The 16,612-nt window shown below is 29.3% G+C and carries 16 protein-coding genes; 6 read left to right on the top strand and 10 right to left on the bottom strand.

From position 1 onward, the window contains the following. Positions 1-52: 52 nt before the first annotated feature. Positions 53-1,114 carry a transporter gene (locus FAY47_RS15605; RefSeq protein ID WP_143317828.1) on the top strand — a complete coding sequence of 354 codons (1,062 nt, stop codon included), beginning with the start codon at positions 53-55 and terminating at the stop codon, positions 1,112-1,114. Between the two features lie 63 nt (positions 1,115-1,177). Then, entirely contained in the window at positions 1,178-2,083 is a 906-nt protein-coding gene (locus FAY47_RS15600) for a radical SAM protein (RefSeq protein ID WP_143317827.1), read from the top strand. A gap of 66 nt (positions 2,084-2,149) precedes the next feature. On the opposite strand, the gene FAY47_RS15595 is transcribed toward FAY47_RS15600, so the two are convergent. From FAY47_RS15595 to FAY47_RS15570, 6 genes are all read right to left on the bottom strand, one after another. Further along, entirely contained in the window at positions 2,150-3,466 is a 1,317-nt protein-coding gene (locus FAY47_RS15595; protein WP_143317826.1) for a peptidoglycan-binding domain-containing protein, read from the bottom strand. 62 nt (positions 3,467-3,528) lie between these two features. Then, positions 3,529-5,328 carry a S8 family peptidase gene (locus tag FAY47_RS15590; RefSeq protein ID WP_243129635.1) on the bottom strand — a complete coding sequence of 600 codons (1,800 nt, stop codon included), beginning with the start codon at positions 5,326-5,328 and terminating at the stop codon, positions 3,529-3,531. A gap of 148 nt (positions 5,329-5,476) precedes the next feature. Continuing rightward, positions 5,477-6,163, bottom strand: coding sequence for a helix-turn-helix transcriptional regulator (locus tag FAY47_RS15585; protein WP_143317840.1), 687 nt, complete (start codon positions 6,161-6,163; stop codon positions 5,477-5,479). A 4-nt stretch (positions 6,164-6,167) separates the two neighbouring features. After that, entirely contained in the window at positions 6,168-6,533 is a 366-nt protein-coding gene (locus FAY47_RS15580; RefSeq protein ID WP_143317824.1) for a DUF3783 domain-containing protein, read from the bottom strand. A 14-nt stretch (positions 6,534-6,547) separates the two neighbouring features. Next, a complete protein-coding gene (locus FAY47_RS15575) occupies positions 6,548-7,069 on the bottom strand; it encodes a peptidylprolyl isomerase (protein WP_143317823.1) in 522 nt (173 codons plus the stop codon). Between the two features lie 191 nt (positions 7,070-7,260). Further along, entirely contained in the window at positions 7,261-8,076 is an 816-nt protein-coding gene (locus FAY47_RS15570; protein WP_143317822.1) for a helix-turn-helix transcriptional regulator, read from the bottom strand. A 454-nt stretch (positions 8,077-8,530) separates the two neighbouring features. On the opposite strand from FAY47_RS15570, the gene FAY47_RS20375 reads away from it, so the two are divergent. The 3 genes from FAY47_RS20375 to FAY47_RS20370 all read left to right on the top strand — a co-directional run bounded on the left by FAY47_RS20375 (position 8,531) and on the right by FAY47_RS20370 (position 10,698). After that, complete coding sequence (locus FAY47_RS20375) at positions 8,531-8,668, top strand: hypothetical protein (RefSeq protein ID WP_185966856.1); 138 nt, start codon at positions 8,531-8,533, stop codon at positions 8,666-8,668. Positions 8,669-8,882: 214 nt separating this feature from the next. After that, on the top strand, positions 8,883-9,530 hold the full coding sequence (locus tag FAY47_RS15565; RefSeq protein WP_143317821.1) for an ATP-binding cassette domain-containing protein: 648 nt from the start codon (positions 8,883-8,885) through the stop codon (positions 9,528-9,530). Continuing rightward, on the top strand, positions 9,478-10,698 hold the full coding sequence (locus FAY47_RS20370; RefSeq protein WP_207706253.1) for a hypothetical protein: 1,221 nt from the start codon (positions 9,478-9,480) through the stop codon (positions 10,696-10,698). The genes FAY47_RS15565 and FAY47_RS20370 overlap by 53 nt, the downstream gene beginning before the upstream one ends. Positions 10,699-10,810: 112 nt before the next feature. On the opposite strand, the gene FAY47_RS15560 is transcribed toward FAY47_RS20370, so the two are convergent. Both FAY47_RS15560 and murI read right to left on the bottom strand, forming a co-directional pair. Beyond that, on the bottom strand, positions 10,811-11,083 hold the full coding sequence (locus FAY47_RS15560) for an STAS-like domain-containing protein (RefSeq protein WP_143317820.1): 273 nt from the start codon (positions 11,081-11,083) through the stop codon (positions 10,811-10,813). 136 nt (positions 11,084-11,219) lie between these two features. Then, entirely contained in the window at positions 11,220-11,978 is a 759-nt protein-coding gene (murI, locus tag FAY47_RS15555) for a glutamate racemase (RefSeq protein ID WP_143317839.1), read from the bottom strand. Positions 11,979-12,205: 227 nt separating this feature from the next. Here murI and FAY47_RS15550 point away from each other — a divergent pair, with 227 nt between their 5' ends. Then, complete coding sequence (locus FAY47_RS15550) at positions 12,206-13,033, top strand: HD-GYP domain-containing protein (RefSeq protein ID WP_143317819.1); 828 nt, start codon at positions 12,206-12,208, stop codon at positions 13,031-13,033. On the opposite strand, the gene FAY47_RS15545 is transcribed toward FAY47_RS15550, so the two are convergent. Continuing rightward, the gene (locus FAY47_RS15545) at positions 13,016-13,282 is read right to left on the bottom strand and encodes a hypothetical protein (RefSeq protein WP_143317818.1); all 267 of its coding nucleotides are present in this window, start codon (positions 13,280-13,282) and stop codon (positions 13,016-13,018) included. The genes FAY47_RS15550 and FAY47_RS15545 overlap by 18 nt on opposite strands. A 124-nt stretch (positions 13,283-13,406) precedes the next feature. Then, positions 13,407-16,610, bottom strand: coding sequence for a carbamoyl-phosphate synthase large subunit (gene carB / locus FAY47_RS15540; protein WP_143317817.1), 3,204 nt, complete (start codon positions 16,608-16,610; stop codon positions 13,407-13,409). Positions 16,611-16,612: the final 2 nt, after the last annotated feature.

Below are 16,612 nucleotides of genomic sequence, written 5' to 3'. Positions count from 1 at the left end.
ATACATCATTAATATATTTGTTATTAGAAACAACTTAGAAAGGAAATATATTGTGAATAAAGAGATTACTAAAATATTTCAGATAGCTGTAGTTTTTATTGGCACTATCGTTGGTGCTGGACTAGCCTCTGGCAAGGAAATAACCCAATTCTTCACCTCATTTAGTGTAAAGAGTTTCTTAGGGATAATTTTATGTGGTACATTCTACATAATAATGGGATCTATTATTTCAAAAATAAGTGTTAACTATAATCTTAACTCTTATAGTGATGTAATGAAAATAATAAGTCCTAACCTTTTAGGTAAACTTACCGGAGTTATAACCACACTTTATTTAATATCAAGTGCATCAATAATAATAGCTGGAAGTGGTGCTTTAATTAATCAATTTTTTGGTATACCTAAAATTGCCGGTTCATTAATTATGATTGCTTTAGCTTCATTTTTTTTAATTAGAGGAACAGATGGCTTAATTGAAGTAAATTCTTTTATTGTCCCAGCCTTAATAACTACCATAACTATAATTACCATCCTATACTTTTTATTTTGCAGAGAAATGGTCACTATCGACAATATAGCCAGTTTTAAGCCTAAAAGAGAAGGGATTTTGCTCTCAACTATTCTATATGCTGGATATAATATTCTCTGCTCCTCTGGTGTACTAGTTCCTTTAAGTACGCAAATGAAAAAATCAAAAACAATGATTATAGGTATTTTCTTTGGCGCTATAGGTCTCACTCTACTTTGCTGTATGATTAATCTTATGCTTATGATTAATCAACCTTATATTTACGAATACGAAATACCACTATTGTTCGTTGCTCAAAGATTTGGTCCAGTTATACAAGCTTTACTTTTAATAATCATTTGGTTAGAAATGTTCTCAACAGAAGTTTCAGATGTATATTCAATAAGTAAAACTCTTGAACAAACCTTTAATATAAAATTTGAAAGAGGTATTTTTTTAGTATTAGTCATAGCTTTGCCTATATCTCAAATCGGTTTTACTAACTTAATATCTACTCTGTATCCTTTATTTGGTGTTCTAAGCTTAATATTTATAATTCAGTGCTTAATTTTCTACTATAAGCATAAAGATAAAATGTCAAATTAACTTCTTGTAATCGCCTCCTATTAGACTTATAATTTATTGAATACTTAAACAGGAGGTGCTCTTTTGAAATATTCTAAAGAACTCATAAACTGCAACTTATGCAGACGAAACTGTAATGTAAACAGAATTAAAGGCGAATTAGGTGCTTGTGCTGCCGATAGTAGGATAAAGATAGCTAAAGCTTATCTTCATCTTTGGGAAGAGCCTCCTATATCTTTGGGAAAAGGTTCAGGAACAGTATTCTTTTCACATTGCAATTTAAAATGTGTATTTTGCCAAAACCATGATATAAGTCAAGAATTTAAAGGAAAATATATAACAGTGGAAAGATTAAGTGAGATATTTTTAGAACTTCAAGATAAAGGAGCTAGCAATATAAACTTAGTAACCCCAACACACTATGTTCCACTAATAAAAGAAGCTATTGAAATAGCTAAAAGAGATGGCTTAACATTACCCATCCTTTATAACACTAATGGATATGACTCTTTAGAAACTATTAAATCTCTAGATGGATATATTGATGTTTATCTTCCTGACTTTAAATATTTTAATGATAAATATGCACTTAAATATTCGAAAATTACACATTATGTAGATAATATCATTCCTATTCTAAAGGAAATGCTTAATCAAGTAGGGGAACCATTATTTGATTCAGACGGCAAAATACTCAAGGGTGTTATGATAAGGCATCTCATGCTACCAGGGCTATTGTTTGACTCAAAGAAAATTATAGATGGAATATACAACACCTTTGGTAACAAGGTTTATATAAGCATAATGAATCAATATACACCTATGCATACTGCATCAAGTTATCCAGAAATAAACAAGCCATTAAATCCCAATCACTACAATTCCTTAATAGATTATGCGGCATCTATAGGGGTTAGTAATGGCTTTATTCAGGAGAATGGAACAAATAATAAAAATTACATTCCTACATTTAACTTTGAAGGAGTATAAACAATGCATAATGTACTCAAAATAAACTTCTATAAATTTTGATACATTATGCATTTAAATTTAGTTTTACTTTGGATATTTAAAATGAGGTTCTTCCTCACTTCTATATCCTATATCATTTACTGGATAAAATATATTATTCTCTCCTCTAAGTTCTGCTATCCTCGTTACTCCCACATAAACATCTGAAATTTTATACCATGTTTTATAATCTACTATTCCTGTTTGTGGTAAGTTGAATACACTTTGAAATACCTTTACAGATTCCTCAGTTTTTCTACCAAACACTCCATCTACTGCAAGCTTTGGTATAAGTGGGTAATTCTCAGATATCCTGTTTAGTTGTCCTTGTATTACTCTTACCGGTTCCCCCCTTGACCCTACTCTTAAATCATATCCTGGATAAGAACTTGGGCTACCTTTGACCTGTTCTGCAGTTTTTAATTCAAGGTCACTTCCATAATAATTGGTTAAAATTTCATACGGTGGCCTTCCTTGATCCCCTAATGTTTTACTACCCCATTGACTCAACCACTGTGGACACTGAACATTCTTTCCATCACAATATTGAGTTAACAAAGGTTGTTTTCTTCCAAATCTTCTTACGTAAGTTGCAAATAACTCATCTACTATAACACTTATGTTATCATAAATATTTCTTCCATAATTAAAAGCATGATCATATGCAGTTGAATTAGTTATATCAAAATTCTTTCCTTTTCCTCTATACCACTCTGTATATATTCTATTTAAAGTAAAAGATATTATACAAAATACATTAGCTCTTATAGTATTTGATGACCAAGTTGAGTATATTTCACTAGATGCAACATTTTTAACATATTCCTTATAAGGAACCCTAAAATTGGGTCCTGCCTCATTAGGACCACCTTGATGTACTGTAATAAATTCTGGTACTACTGGATTTGGTAAAACCACTCCACTAGATGGAGGCGGAAGAGGTTTTTCTGGATCTTCTGGAATCTTCTCTGGATAATCTCCAAACAAAGTGTTAGGTAACACAACTATCTCCTCAACGGTACTAGGCTTATTAGCCCTTTCTATTAAATTTATTCTCTGCAATGCTGTCTGTTCAGGGAACACTTGCACTTCTCTTATAATAGCGTCTTGAAACCCATCTCTCTCAACCCTTATATCATACAAACTATATGGAGCATTATCTGTTGGTTCATTTGAATACTCTATTGGTGGTGCGCTTAAGCTTATTGGCGCTGTCTGCCCAGTAGCATCTGTAGTTAAATCAACCCTTAAATAGTCCATTCTCGCATTACTGTTTGAAGGATTTATTGTTACTTTACTACCATCTACAGGTACATAACTTTGACCTTTATAACACTGAACCTTTAATTGACCTTCTGCCATTTGTTTCTCCTAGTATATTACTTCATATACATTTTATGCAATAACCACTCTATTTGTGAATGTCACATATGTGGCCTCCGAATAAATAATTTACCTATGTTATACTCATTATACTGGGTTAATACTTTTTCTTCTCTAAATTGCGGGCCAGCTGTACTTATTATGTTTAAAGCATCTATTACTTCCTCGAAACTATTACTTGCACACACCTCACCATATCCCCAACTAATATCTGGATAAACAACATCTGCTCGATCTCTTCTCGCTCCCATAATTAAATAATACTTAAGACGATTTCCATATAAGAATGGATCATTTTCCTTAATTATTCCCCATTCCATCATCAATCCACAAATGCCTGCTACATGCGGTGCCGCCATTGATGTCCCTGTTTTTGTATCAAAAGATTCATTAGGAATTGCAGATGTTATCCCTTCCCCTGGAGCTACCACATCCGGCTTTACTTCTCCATAAATTGTAGGAACTCCTCTCCCACTAAATGGTGATATCATCCTTGTAACATAGTTGTAACTCCCTACAGAAATAACTGAATTTACAGTTGCAGGAATACCTAATGTATTTGTAATTGTAGGACTTAAAAACTTAGTTTTTTCATTAAGTCCTTCTGCTATAGGTAACCACATCTGATAAATACCCTTGTACTTATCTATCAGTCTAATTATAATCGTCCATTCTCCAGACAATATAAAGTTGCCTCCACTAATTAAAGATATACCTATTTCTCCATTAATATCAAAGGGCCTTGGCCCGGTATTATAAATTTGATATCTATTTCTTGATATTACGCCTTCTTTATAACCTTCCTCAACTATAACTGCTCCTGTTGTCCCTCCTACTGGTGTGATTAATTCTATACTTATTTTAGAAAGTATAGATTTATATAAATTTATAACTACTGCTGTTTCATCTTCTGCTACATTAAACTTTATTATATTTTCTTCTTCTATAACCCCTCCTACATGGTGAGCTGCACTTCCTTCATTTCCTGCAGCAACTACTATGGTTATTCTTTCTAAAGTTGATACTGTATTTATATATTGTTCTAAAAGGCTAGTTCCCTTATGTGCACCATCATTTGTACTTAGACTTAAATTAACTACAAGTGGCATCTTTAACTCATTAGCTTTATCAACTAAGAACTTTAATCCTCTCATTACTTGAGTACTTAATGTGAAATTTCCTCTTGCACTTTTCACCATAATAATAGATGAATTGGGTGCTACTCCATAATATTTAGCATCTATTTTTCCTCCAGCACAAGCTATTCCAGCTACATGAGTACCATGTTCAATAACATCATAAGATGGAACAATTGAAAAAGGATCTTGATTTTTTAAAGCCTGGTTTATTTGATTTTTATCGTAAATAGCTCCCTCTAAACTTAAGTCATAGATATATTCAATTCTAGTAGTTCCATCTTCATTTCTGAATGCAGGATGAGTATAATCTATTCCTGAATCAACAAAGCCTATTATAATTCCTCTTCCAGATACATCATAAGTACTACGTGATCTATCAATGCAAGAAGCTCTATTGCTAGCTGCATCTGAGAAATAAAGACTAGCAGGTAGCTCAATATATTGAAGATCCGGATTCTGAGCTAACTTATCAACATCTGTAGCCTTTATTGTTACTATCCCATACCCATATCCTAAATCTTGTAACTTGGCTCCAATGCTATTTACATATTCATTTACTCTTTCAAAATTTTCTCCATATAGTACAATTACTTCTATAACTTCACTTGCATTCTTACTTACCTTTGACATAAAGTTCAATTTACTTAATATACTTTCAGGAACATTTTTTATCAAATTTGTTGTATTACTTGAGTTTTCCACATAGGCCTCCAATAAATTAATAATATCAATATATGAAAAAAGCCAAGTATATGTTTCACTATAATCCATAAATTATTATAGAAATCTAAATTAATTACTAAGAAAAAAAGTTGTTTAGAATTTTATTCTAAACAACTCTTTTACGCATTTATAAAGATATCTCTAATCTTTCTAATTTCGCTATAACTTTAATATTATTTAATTCAATTGTCTCAGTAATTACAGACCCACCATTACTAATAAGAAGAGCTCTCGCATTACCTATTAGTTTAATTTGTCTAATAATTCTTTTACCCTTATGCTCAATTAGGAATATCCCATTACTTACTTCCTTGACTAAATGAGAAAATGCTATATCATCTTTCATAATTCTAAATCCAGACATATCATTATCTTCTATCTTTAAGTATAGAACTTTATCAGCAACATATCCTTCAACCTTATTAGAGTAATTAGGTAACTCTTTGCCTCCTAATATATCATTTAAACTATAGTCATAAATATTTACTCTCTTTAAAACTGATGAAAAAGCATCTGTCCAAACTTCTGAAGTCTCTCCTAAAGTTCTTGAAGAAACTTTACTTACTTTAGCTTTTACCACTTCCTGCTTTCTTTCTTCCATTAGTGCATCATCAGTGACTACCATATTTATATCGTTTAAATTAGCATTAAGTACTTTTGCTGCTTTATCAATAAAACTTTCCGGTACCACTTTTCTACCAATTTCAACTTCATTTATATATTTATCAGATACTCCTAATTTCTTAGCTAATGCCTTTTGTGTAAGTCCAGATTTTAATCTTGCGTCCTTTATTTTCTCCCCAACTCTACTCATAGTTCTATCTTCCTTCCTGCCTACTTTCAATCCATTCTCTTTCTCCTATTAAATGTTCTAAGAGATATTTAAATGTCCAATTCTCTGTTAATGGTGTTACTACAGCTAATATAACTCCAACAACAATCTTCCTGGCATATGGTATTAATACGGATAATTCCTTTGATTCACAATTATTAAATAAAATTAATCTTTCTTTAGATATACTTTCATTATAATTTATTATCTTAATCCCACTAATTATATCCTTAACCTTCATATCTGCCATATCTGGTGTTACATTAATAAATTTCAGGTTTGCCATCTTAAGTTTTTCTAGTTCTTCATTACTAAGTCCATAAACTAAAATACACTTACTATTTTCTAGCACACCTTTCACCTCAACTATTCAATTATTTCTGGTTCTTTATATTCTTCTCCAAAAGTCTCAACTGTCATAGATTTTATAACTTGATCTTCATATGGCTTATCATTATAATCTCTTTTTGTATTTACTATTTCATCTGCTACTTCCATACCCTCAATCACTTTACCAAATGAAGCATATTGATCATCTAAATGTGGAGCATCTTTAACCATAATAAAAAATTGACTTCCTGCTGAATTTGGATCCATTGTTCTAGCCATTGATAAAACACCTCTTGAATGCTTTAATTCATTTTTGAACCCATTACGTGAAAATTCCCCTTTTATACTATATCCAGGGCCTCCCATTCCTGTTCCTTCTGGACAACCCCCTTGAATCATAAAACCTGGAATCACCCTGTGGAATATTACCCCATCATAAAATCCTCTTTTAATTAAATCTATAAAATTATTTACTGTATTTGGAGCTATTTCTGGATAAAGCTCTGCTTTAACAATTCCACCATTCTCCATACTTATAGTAACTATTGGGTTTTTCATAATACTTTTCTCCCTTCAATTCTGATAATAACTAGTATTATCATATTTATCCTTATAAATTCATTATACTTATTATATATATATAACTGCTTATTTTCAATGCACAATAAGGAAGATTTTTTGCTAAGCTAATTTGATTTTCTAGTGATTACATAAAATTGAAGATAATTTAATTCTAAAGACTAGTATAATTATATTTTGTATATTTTATATATTGACGTTAAAGCTCTAGCTAATCTTTGCATTTTACTAGATAACTTCTGTTTGTCACTTTTATTATATATTTCAATAAACAAATTATATAAATCTAACAAATTATATAGTGTTTGATTTTTTAAGCACCATTCAATTCCTTTAGATGCTGCATTCTCTGCCTCTATTAATCTTTTTTTTATTAGATGATATTTTGCGATGTTATAATAACACTTAGAAAAATTGATATAATGGATATCTTGATACAAATTTTTTTGTATTAATATTAGACATTTGCTTAAATAAGTATCTGCCATGTTATTATTATTCTCCGCATATAGAACACCAAGCAAATTTATAAAATGTATTTCTATTGGCATTGGATTTAGCTTAAATTCCGTGTAAGTCATAAATAACCCATTTTCTAGTAATTTTGTTGCTTCTTTTAAATCTTTCTTAAGATGATAGTAACATCCCCCTTTTAAATAACTCACCAGTTGCTCGTATTTTAAAAGACTTTCTTTATCCAATGTTTCTATAATATTTAAACATTCTTCAAATTTTCTCATATAATATAATTCCGTTAAATTTTTAAATTTATATATCTCTATTCCCTGTAAATTATCATCTAATAATTCGCTTATATTTATATCCAACTTATTTGCTATTTTGTAGCATAAATCAGCGCTTGGTAGTAATTGATTATTTTCAATTTTACTTAACTCACTTTGTGAACAAATTCCATCTGATAAACTTTGTTGGCTATACCCTCTGACTTTTCGTACTTTTCTTATCTTGCCCCCAACACTATCCATTATGCCGCCCCCTTTATAGCAATATAATAACAAAAAGACAAATTTATGTCATTACTTTTTTGTTAATTATTGTAACAATCATAGAATATAAGACGAAATGTGTATGTTCATTGTACAGTCAAATCAAAATATACTATGGCAAATATTATTATAATAATATTTTTTACTTTTATTAAACAGGTCTATGGTAAAATAGACCTGTTTTTACTTTCACTATTTAATACTTATCTTTAAAATATGTTCATTTAAAATAATAACTAATTCAAAGAGGTGTATTCTCTATTTTCTCCTTTCATTTATATACATTATTAAGTTTTAACGAACAAATAATTAAATATTTTAATTATAAAAAATATTATGAAAATAATTATATTTTTTACAATTATTGAATTATACTTACTCTTGTAAACGCGTTAACAAATTTTATTATTTATATTTAATAGGAGGTGCTATTATGTGGGCAAGTATTCTTAAATTCGCTGGAAAATGGGGTATTAGAGGAATAAAATGGGCTTGGAAGCATAAAGGAGAATTAATTTCTGCTGGTGCTGCTGCTTACCAAATAATTCAACAAGCATTAGGTAACAATTAGTTCAAAACATATTAAATATTGATTAAATCACAAAAATTTCATATATTAATTTATTAAGAATTATTGTGATTTAATCATTATATAAAAAAATAAAATTATAGGTATATACTTATAGTTTTATTTTTTTATATAATATAACTATAAATTCAAAATTAAACCATTTGTGGTAACTCTCCACAAAATATAGGTATTCTAATATTCAGGAGGTATATATATGGTAATCAATAAAATAGAGCACAACTATGAAAATTTTCATTTAAGCATTGAAAACATCGAAATCAAGGAAAATACAATAATTGGCCTCGTAGGAGAAAATGGTGCTGGCAAGAGTACATTAATGAACTTATTTTCTGGCTATATGAAAGCTAATGAAGCATTTCAAATAGATGACTGGCAATCCAAGGACATATTATTTATTCCATCGGAAATTGATATATATGAGTATCTTACTGTAGAAGAATTTATTTTTTTTGTACATAAATACTCCAAAACCGACACCTCTATAAATGATATATTAGAACAATTAGACTTAACAGATAAAAAAGATACATTAATTGAAGAATTATCACAAGGAATGAGAAAGAAACTTACACTTGTCCCTATGTTTATAAAAAAATATGATTTTGTAATATTGGATGAACCATTTAATAGCATAGATATGAATTATATTTATAAACTAAAAAAATATTTATGTTTAATTAAATCATCAACAACTATTTTAATCTCTTCACACATTTTAGATACCTTAGTAGATATCTGCGACAAATTTATATTAATTGAAAAAGGAAGTATAAAAAAATCTATTGTAAATGATAGAAATATTGCAAGTATGGAGCGTGAAATATTTGATAGAAGTATTTAAATTAAATATAGAACTAATAAGGAAAAGATTTTCTATATATGGCCTTTTTAACATTATTAGTTTGTGCTTTGTACTCTTAGGATTACTATTTGGAATAAAATTTCTTGAACATAAATTTGGATACTATAAAGAAATTACTTTGTTTTTAATAAACTTCATATATGTCGCTTGCGGAAAACATGTAATTCCATCTAATTTTGATAGAAATGTTCAAAGACATAGAACATATTTTACCTTGCTAAATGTTAAAGATATAGAAAATTACTATATGTATAAAAACTTAATAACTTTTTATGTTGCTGTTACATATGTTATCTTTCCTACATCCATACAAGATTTAGGAATATTTACATTCTATTTAGCTGTTATGAATATATTGATATTTATAATAATTTTATTTAAAAATAAATTAAATAAAAACAAATATTTATCATTAGTAAACTGTATGAATATAGGTTGCCTTATCTTTACAATCCTATATATGAAAAACTTTATTACAATACCATTTGAAAAAATTTTGAACCAGTATAGTATAATTATTTTTATAGTTATCTCAATATATTTAACTTTTAAAAATTTCAAACATATAAACCCAAATGATATTAAGGGAAACTCTGTCTATTTCATGGGACTATCAAAAAAAATGTTGTTCTTATTTAATGATAAAGATTTGTTATTTATAATAAGAAAAAACCTTTTATTAGACCCTATATTAGTCATTTTATTAACTAATGTATCAGTAAAAAATACATTTAACTCTAGTAGTGATTTACTATTAAGTTGCATATTATCTTTTACTTGCTCATTTATAATGATTTATATGAACTTATTAAAAAATGATGAATCAAAAGTTATATTTTTTTATGGACCTAAAGATTTTAAAAAGTTTAGAATTGAAAAAATAAAAAATACAATATGTATATCACTTATTATATTTTTAATCGTACTGTTGCCTTTAATTATCTTAATTCCAATTAAAATAATATTGCCAAGTTACATTATATCAATTAGTTTATTCTTAATATCAACTATCATAATAAAAATAAACCTAGAAAAAACACTTAATTTTAAGAAAACAATTAGCAATAAAGAAATATTAATTATATTGCTACTAGCCATTTTAGGATCTATAACTGTTAGCTCAATCATATCTAATTTTATAATTTAAAACCTTTTACACATTAATTTCTATAGATTAAAAAATCACTATTTAACCCTGCTAAATAGTGATTTTTATATTTTTATTAAATTTTTCAACCTAACTATCCTCAATTTATATCTTAACTTACAAATGCAGTTCCTAAAACAACTCTAGAATAATCGCTAGGATTTGATAAATTTTTAACATCAATTCTGTCAAAAATTTCTCTCCTTTGCCTTTTGTAAAGAAGCTCTCCAAATAAGCAATTAAAAAAAGTAGAAGGAACTGAATTTATTCCTGCAAAGTCTAAAGTGATATTCTTCCCTTCATTTTTCATAATCGTTTCTCTTAACAATATTGCATCTTCTATGCTAAAACTTTCTCCAAGATATTCTTTAACCTTAATTTCCATTAAACTTCACCCCTAAACATTTCTAAATATTCTGATAATTCTCTCTACTATTATAATAGCAACTCCAGAATTATTTGTCAACATTTTAACAAAGTTTTTTTGAAAAATTTATTTATCAAAATACCCTATGCTTTTATTAACTATATAATAGTTTGTTACTTATTTTTATTATGTTATCTCCCTCAAGCGAATTGTAAATTTTCACATCACCTTTTTCTTCCGAACCACTTAACACCTTTAACTCCTCTAACTTCCTTTTTAATTCCTTAGAGGTTCCAAATCCACCATCTATTATAGGTACATCATAACCTAATATATCTTTTATTAAATTCTTAACAAAAGGATAATGAGTACACCCTAAAACTATAGATCCTATCTCAATATTTTTATATATCTTAAACTTTTCTTCTAAATACTGTCTTACTTCTTCTCCATCTATATTTCCCTTTTCTATAAATTCCACTAATCCCGGACATGGCATAGATACTATTTCGGATTCATCTTTATACTTCTCCATAAGATTAATAAACTTCTTTTCTTGTAATGTTACTGGTGTCGCCATTATAACTACTGCTCCATCTCTGTGTAACTTTACAGCTGGTTTTAATGCTGGTTCAATTCCTATTACAGGCATTGACGTATAAGTTTCTCTTAATGTGGAAATTGCTGCACTTGTAGCTGTATTACATGCAATTACAATAGCTTTAGCGCCTTTATCAATTAAAAATTCGACTGCTTTATGTGTAAGTTCTCTTACCTCTTCTACCTTTTTTACACCATATGGAGCATTTTTCGAATCTCCAAAATATATAAAATGCTCATTTGGTAGAAGTTTTATGGCTTCTCTTAATACACTAAGTCCACCTACTCCTGAGTCAAAAAAACCTATTGGCATATTATTTCTATTCAAGGTATATCACTCCAATTACTTTTTCTATAATCATTTTATTACTTTATGATTAATAAATCTATATAATATACTAATTTATTAATCATAAATCATATTATGTATTAAAGGCGAATTCATTTCCCGCTATAATATAATCATTTTATGTATCTCAATGGAAAAATTGTAAAATATATGATATAATCCTCTATATTAATTAGTATTGAGGTGTTTGTATGCGAATTGTTCCAGTAAAATCTGTACCTAATGGTTCTCTCTTAGGAAAAACAATCTTTGATAATAATGGTAGATTGCTCTTCAAGGAAGGTATGTTATTGAATAGCGATATTTTAAATAGAATAAAAGACTCAAACATTTCATCACTTTATATAATAGAACCTTATTGCAAAAAAGAAATCCAATATATGATTAAATCTACACTTGAAAGAAAGTTTAAAAGCTTTAACTTTTTTGATATAGTTTCACAAAACTTATTAAATTATGTTGTAAATGATGAACTATTGATAAATAATCTACTAGATATTAAAAACATGGACAATTACACTTATAAGCATTGTATAAATGTTGCTGTTATTTCTCTTATTATTGGAATAAAACTAGGTCTAGATGAGATAAACTTAAAAGACTTATTTATTGGAGCATTGCTTCACGACATTGGTAAACTATTTATTCCTAAGCATATTATAAACAAATCATCCTCTCTCACTTCAGAAGAATTTCAATTCATAAAAAAGCATCCCATAATAGGATATAATTATTTGAAGAAAAACTTAAAGATAGATTCCCAATATACACTTATAATCCTTCAGCACCATGAAAGAATCGATGGAAAAGGATACCCATATAATCTTAATTCTGCTGAAATTTATTATCTTTCTAAAATTGTATCTATAGCAGACGTTTATGATGCTCTAAATTCAACACGTCCATATAAAGTTGCTTTATGTACAAATGATGTATTAACTTATATATCAAATAATTCAGGGATAATGTTTGATGATAAACTTATACCCTTATTTGTTGAGTTAGCATACCACATTTAAAGGAATTGTCATAATTTCTTTAGAGTATATCTCTTTTTTATTTAATGGTGTGTGATCAATTATATATTCAGCTTCTTTATAATCCTTGGCCTTGAAAACTATAGTCCAACCATTTTTATCATACTTCCCCGCACACATCATATATTTGCCGCTTTGACCACTTTCAATACCGTCTTTATCTACAATAAGGCTTCTAACCTCACCGATATTTTTTAAACTTAATTTTACAAAAACATCACTTTTATTCATATAAACGCCTCTTTCCAAACATTTGTTCTATATGTTCATTATATTCGAACCTTTGTTCGCATGTCAATAAAAAAAGTTTAGGAATTTTTTATTCCTAAACTTTTAATTACTTTATGCTCAATGCTTATTCAGCTATATTAAATACTTCTAAATCTTTATTACTTTCTAATCCCTCTGACTTTACTTCAACTATAGCTCTTAAAGTATCTAATGCTGTTATAACTCCAATATTTCTTTCAACAGCAGCTCGTCTAATAAGGAACCCATCTCTCTTTGAGTCATTTCCCTTAGTTGGAGTATTAACAACTAAATCAACCTCTTGATTTTTTATTACATCAAGTATATTAGGGCTTTTTTCATCAAGTTTTCTAACTACTTTTGCATCTATTCCAGCTTCCTTAAGCAAATTACATGTACCTTCTGTTGCTACAAACTTGTATCCAAGCTTAGCAAGCTCCATTGCCATTGGTAAAAATTCGGCTTTATTATGTTTATTTATAGTTGTAAGAATATCTCCTTTTCCTGGTAACATTCCCGCTGCTATAAATCCTTTATATAATGCCTCTTTAATATTTCTTCCTACCCCTAAAACTTCCCCTGTAGACTTCATTTCTGGTCCTAATGACACTTCTACATTTGGCAACTTCTGAGTCGAGAATACTGGAACCTTAACTGATACAAGTTCTGGTTCTTTATACACATCTACTCCATATCCCAAGTCTAAAAGCTTTGATCCAAGCATTACCTTGGTTGCAAGATCCACTATTGGAACCTTACTTACCTTACTAATATATGGCACAGTTCTTGATGCTCTTGGATTAACTTCTATTACATAAAGTTCTCCCTCAAACTCTATGAATTGAATATTTATCATACCTTTTATCCCAATTGCTAAAGCTAACTTTTTAGTATATTCTAATATTTTATCTTTTATATCACCACTGATATTTTGACTTGGATACATGGTTACGCTATCCCCTGAATGAACTCCAGCTCTTTCTAAATGTTCCATTATGCCTGGAATCAATACATTTTCCCCATCTGAAATAGCATCAACTTCTATCTCTCTTCCCATTAAATACTTGTCTATCAGTATTGGATTTTTTGAATCTTTCTCAAAAGCATTTTCTAAGTAATAAGTTAATTCTTCTTCATCATGGGTTATCTCCATACCTTGCCCCCCAATTACATATGAAGGTCTAACAAGTACTGGGAACCTTAACCTTCTAGCTTCTTCTAACCCTTCTTCTACTGACCAAATACCTTTACCCTTAGGTCTAGCAATATGAAGTTTTTCAAGTAATTCATCGAACTTTTCTCTGTCCTCAGCCATATCTATTTGATCTGCAGTTGTTCCAAGCGTTGGAATTCCCTTTTCTTTCATAAAATTTGCAAGCTTAATAGCTGTTTGACCACCAAATTGAAGAATAACCCCATCTGGATTTTCTTTTTCTATTATATTAAACACATCTTCTTCCGTTAATGGTTCAAAATATAATTTATCTGATATATTAAAATCTGTACTTACAGTTTCAGGGTTATTATTAACTATTACAGTTTCTATTCCCATCTTCTTTAAAGCTAATACACAGTGAACCGATGCATAATCAAATTCTATACCTTGCCCTATTCTAATCGGCCCTGAACCTATTACCATAACCTTCTTCTTATCTGAAACTTCTACTTCATCATATTCATCATAAGTAGAATAATAGTATGGTGATAAAGCTTCAAACTCCCCTGCGCATGTATCAACCATTTTATATGAAGGTTTTATGTTCCATATATCTCTTAATCTGTACACATCTTCAGGACTTACTTTTAACATATCTGCAATTGCTTTATCTGAAAAACCTTTTTTCTTTAATTTTAGTAACCATTCTTTATCTAAATCTTCTATATTAGAAAGTTTTAATCTTTGTTCTTCCTCAACTATCCACTTGAATTTTTCAATAAAGAATATATCTATTCCTGTTATTTTAGATATCTTATCCACTCTATAATCTCTTCTAAGCATTTCTGCTAAAGCAAATATTCTTTCATCATCTGGCGTTACTACTCTTTCTTTCAACTTTTGCATGCTAAGTTCTCTAAACTTTTTATGTTCTAAAGAATACTTCCCAATTTCTAAACTTCTTATACCTTTAAGTAGTGCCTGCTCTAAGTTAGACCCTATAGCCATCACTTCCCCAGTTGCCATCATCTTTGTTCCTAGTGCTCTATCTGCTCCAAAAAATTTATCAAATGGCCACTTTGGAATCTTACATACTACATAATCTAAAGCTGGCTCAAAGCATGCATAAGTCTTTTGCGTTACTGCATTCTTTATTTCATCTAATCCATATCCTAAAGCTATTTTAGCTGCAAGCTTAGCTATTGGATAACCTGTTGCCTTTGATGCTAAAGCTGAACTTCTAGATACTCTAGGATTAATTTCAATTACAGCATATTCAAAGGAATTTGGATTTAAAGCGAATTGAACGTTACAACCACCTTCTATTTGAACTGCATTTATTATATTTATTGATGCAGTTCTAAGCATTTGATATTCCTTATCTGATAAAGTTTGTGATGGCGCTACAACTATACTATCTCCTGTATGTATTCCTACTGGATCTATATTCTCCATATTACATACAGTAATACAGTTTCCGTAAGAATCTCTCATAACTTCATACTCAACTTCTTTCCAACCCTTAACAGACTTTTCAAGAAGTACTTGCCCTATTGTACTTAATTGTAATCCTGATTCTAAAATCTCTTCTAATTCTTCCTTAGTTTCAGCAATTCCACCACCAGTTCCTCCTAGTGTATATGCTGGCCTAACTATGACTGGATAACCTATTTTTGCAGCAAAGTCTAACCCCGCTTGCATATCAGTAACTATTTCTGATTTGATTACAGGTTCTTCTATCCTGTTCATCATATTTCTAAATAATTCTCTATCTTCACCTTCCTTAATTGAATCTATTGAAGTACCAATTACTTTAACATTATATTTATCTAAAATTCCATTATCATGTAATTCAACTGCTAAATTTAGCCCTGTCTGACCACCCATTCCAGCTAGCAAACTATCTGGTTTCTCCTTAGCTATTACTTTTTCTACGAATTCTATAGTTAGAGGTTCTAAGTAAACTTTATCTGCTACCTCACTATCTGTCATTATAGTAGCTGGATTGGAATTAACTAGAACAACTTCAATTCCTTCTTCTTTAAGTGCTTGACATGCTTGCGTTCCAGAATAATCGAATTCTGCCGCCTGCCCTATTATGATTGGACCTGACCCTATAACTAAAACCTTTTTTATTTCTTTATTTAATGGCATAT

The sequence above is a fragment of the Clostridium sp. HBUAS56017 genome, from assembly GCF_007115085.1.
GTDB lineage: Bacteria > Bacillota > Clostridia > Clostridiales > Clostridiaceae > Clostridium > Clostridium cibarium.
Note: the sequence above shows the minus strand (reverse complement) of the source record. Positions and strands in the feature narration are given on the sequence as shown.

What these genes read in the sequence shown, in the direction of transcription:
- FAY47_RS20375 (WP_185966856.1), top strand. Translation starts at nt 8,531, where the DNA reads ATGTGGGCAAGTATTCTTAAATTCGCTGGAAAATGGGGTATTAGAGGA.
- FAY47_RS15545 (WP_143317818.1), bottom strand. Translation starts at nt 13,282, where the DNA reads ATGAATAAAAGTGATGTTTTTGTAAAATTAAGTTTAAAAAATATCGGT.
- FAY47_RS20370 (WP_207706253.1), top strand. Translation starts at nt 9,478, where the DNA reads ATGATAGAAATATTGCAAGTATGGAGCGTGAAATATTTGATAGAAGTA.
- FAY47_RS15565 (WP_143317821.1), top strand. Translation starts at nt 8,883, where the DNA reads ATGGTAATCAATAAAATAGAGCACAACTATGAAAATTTTCATTTAAGC.
- murI (WP_143317839.1), bottom strand. Translation starts at nt 11,978, where the DNA reads ATGCCAATAGGTTTTTTTGACTCAGGAGTAGGTGGACTTAGTGTATTA.
- FAY47_RS15585 (WP_143317840.1), bottom strand. Translation starts at nt 6,163, where the DNA reads ATGAGTAGAGTTGGGGAGAAAATAAAGGACGCAAGATTAAAATCTGGA.
- FAY47_RS15560 (WP_143317820.1), bottom strand. Translation starts at nt 11,083, where the DNA reads ATGGAAATTAAGGTTAAAGAATATCTTGGAGAAAGTTTTAGCATAGAA.
- carB (WP_143317817.1), bottom strand. Translation starts at nt 16,610, where the DNA reads ATGCCATTAAATAAAGAAATAAAAAAGGTTTTAGTTATAGGGTCAGGT.
- FAY47_RS15570 (WP_143317822.1), bottom strand. Translation starts at nt 8,076, where the DNA reads ATGGATAGTGTTGGGGGCAAGATAAGAAAAGTACGAAAAGTCAGAGGG.
- FAY47_RS15595 (WP_143317826.1), bottom strand. Translation starts at nt 3,466, where the DNA reads ATGGCAGAAGGTCAATTAAAGGTTCAGTGTTATAAAGGTCAAAGTTAT.
- FAY47_RS15575 (WP_143317823.1), bottom strand. Translation starts at nt 7,069, where the DNA reads ATGAAAAACCCAATAGTTACTATAAGTATGGAGAATGGTGGAATTGTT.
- FAY47_RS15550 (WP_143317819.1), top strand. Translation starts at nt 12,206, where the DNA reads ATGCGAATTGTTCCAGTAAAATCTGTACCTAATGGTTCTCTCTTAGGA.